Origin of the sequence: Gemmobacter nanjingensis, from assembly GCF_014652195.1 — a bacterium.
Taxonomy (GTDB): Bacteria; Pseudomonadota; Alphaproteobacteria; order Rhodobacterales; family Rhodobacteraceae; genus Gemmobacter; species Gemmobacter caeni.
In genome coordinates, this window is record NZ_BMYI01000061.1 from 1 (window position 1) to 2,499 (window position 2,499).

At 59.9% G+C, this 2,499-nt stretch carries 2 protein-coding genes; both read right to left on the minus strand.

The features are described 5' to 3' along the window. Positions 1 to 96: 96 nt before the first annotated feature. Positions 97 to 867 (minus strand): IS21-like element helper ATPase IstB, encoded by a 771-nt coding sequence (gene istB, locus IE126_RS25500; protein ID WP_189383186.1) that lies wholly within the window; start codon positions 865 to 867, stop codon positions 97 to 99. Beyond that, positions 857 to 2,389, minus strand: coding sequence for an IS21 family transposase (gene istA, locus IE126_RS25505; protein WP_189383188.1), 1,533 nt, complete (start codon positions 2,387 to 2,389; stop codon positions 857 to 859). Before istA ends, istB begins: the two co-directional genes overlap by 11 nt. Positions 2,390 to 2,499 lie beyond the last annotated feature (110 nt).

A 2,499-nucleotide genomic window follows, 5' to 3' on the forward strand; every position in this document is an offset into this window, starting at 1 on the left:
TGTTGATTTCCACTGAGAAGTGACCCGGGTTTTCCATCGAGATTTGACCCACCTCTGATTATGGATTTCGGTTCAGTTTTGGGTCAAGGGCGGGTTTCACTCCTTCTTTTTTCGGGCTGTTGCGGCTGAACTTGCCTTGAAGCGGAAGCTGTCGTTTCCGGACTCCAGGATGTGGCAGCGATGAGTGAGGCGATCGAGCAAGGCGGTGGTCATCTTGGCGTCACCAAAGACGGTGGCCCATTCGCTGAAGCTGAGGTTGGTGGTGATCACGACGCTGGTCCGTTCGTAGAGTTTGCTGAGCAGGTGGAACAGCAACGCCCCGCCTGAGGCGCTGAACGGCAGATATCCGAGCTCGTCCAAGATGACGAGGTCGAGCCTGGTCAGGCTTTCAGCAATCTGGCCGGCTTTACCCTTGGCCTTTTCCTGTTCGAGGGCATTGACCAGTTCGATGGTGGAGAAGAAGCGGACCTTGCGGCGATGATGCTCGATCGCCTGGATGCCAAGGGCCGTCGCGACATGGGTCTTGCCGGTGCCTGGGCCACCGATCAGGACGACGTTCTGGGCCCCATCGATGAACTCACCGCGATGCAGGGTCCGAACGGTAGCCTCGTTGATCTCGCTGGCGGCGAAGTCGAAGCCCGAGAGGTCTTTATAGGCCGGGAAGCGTGCCGCTTTCATGTGATAGGCGATGGAGCGCACCTCGCGTTCGGCCAATTCGGCCTTCAGCAGTTGCGACAGGATCGGGATGGTGGCCTCAAAGGCAGGTGCCCCCTGTTCGATCAGATCCTCAACGGCTTGGGCCATGCCATACATCTTCAGGCTGCGGAGCATGATGACAACAGCAGCGGCAGCAGGGTCATGACGCATGGCGGCCTCCCGCGATTTGGCCGCGCAGAGCGTCATAGCGTTCGACATTGGCCTTGGGCTCGCGCCGCAAGGCCAGCGCTTGCGGGGTATCCAGCGGTGGACCACCGATGACCTTGCCGTCGACCAAGCGGTGCAGGAGGTTCAATACATGGGTCTTGGTCGGCACGCCCCCGACCAGCGCCAATTCCACGGCGGTCAGCACGGCCTGTTCATCGTGGTGCAAAACGAGCGCAAGGATGTCGACCATCTCGCGGTCACCGCCGGGCTTGCGCAGCATGTGCTCCTGCAACTGCCTGAAGGCAGATGGTAATTCGAGGAAGGGTGCCCCATTCCGAAGAGCGCCAGGCTTCCTTTGCACGACCGCCAGATAATGCCGCCAGTCGTAGATCGTCTTCGCAGGCAGCTTATGGCTGCGCTGGATAATGCGGGCATGTTCGCACAGGATCTGACCCTCCGCGGCCACGACCAGCCGGTCGGGATAGATCCGCAGGCTGACGGGGCGGTTCGCAAATGATGCCGGCACGCTGTAGCGGTTACGTTCAAAACTGATCAGGCAGGTGGGCGAGACGCGCTTGCTGATCTCAATGAATCCGTCGAAGGCCACCGGCAGGGGCATCAAGGCCACCCGTTCCTCAGCCCAGACATCCGCGATTGTTCCAGACAGCGTGCCATGAGCCGTCTCATGCCACAGAGCGATGCAACGTTGTTCCAGCCAGTCATTCAGCGCGGCAAGATCGGGAAAGTCCGGCATGCCTTGCAGCATCTGATGACGGGCGTCGCGGACGTTCTTCTCGACCTGCCCTTTCTCCCACCCTGCTGCCGGATTGCAGAAATCAGGCTCGAAGACGTAGTGGTTTGCCATCGCCAGGAAGCGGATATTGACCTGCCGCGCCTTGCCACGGCCCACAAGATCCACCGCTGTGCGCATGTTGTCATAGATCCCGCGTTCCGGCACGCCACCGAAAACTCGGAACGCATGCCAGTGGGCGTCGAACAGCATCTCGTGGGTCTGCAAGGGATAGGCCCGCAAGAGAAACGCCCGGCTGTGCGACAGCTTGATATGGGCGACCTGGAGCTTCATGCGCTCGCCGCCGACAACCGCAAAATCCTCGCTCCAGTCGAACTGGAACGCTTCGCCGGGGCTGAAGGCCAGCGGAACAAAGGTGCCGCGCCCCGTCGTTTGTTCCTCGCGCCGCCGATCTGCTTTCCACTGTCGCGCAAAGGCCGCCACACGGTTGTAGGAGCCAGTGAAGCCAAGAGCGACAAGATCGGCATGCATCTTCTTCAGGGTCTGCCGATCCTTGCGCCCCTTCTTGGCATTGGTCTTCAGCCAGCCCGTCAGCTTCTCGGCAAAAGGATCAAGCTTGCTAGACCGTTCCGGCGTCGCGAACTTGGGCTCGATTCCATCGGCCTTCAGATACTTCTTGATAGTATTGCGCGACAACCCGGTGCGGCGCTCGATCTCCCGGATCGCCAAACCCTGACGCAGGCGTAGCTTCCGAATAACGTTCAGTAGTCCCATGTCGATCACTCCTTTGACCCCCTCGCTCTTCGCTTGGGGGAGGGTCACATGGGTCAAATCTCAGTGGAAATTATGCGCCTACACGGGTCACTTCTCAGTGGAAATCAACA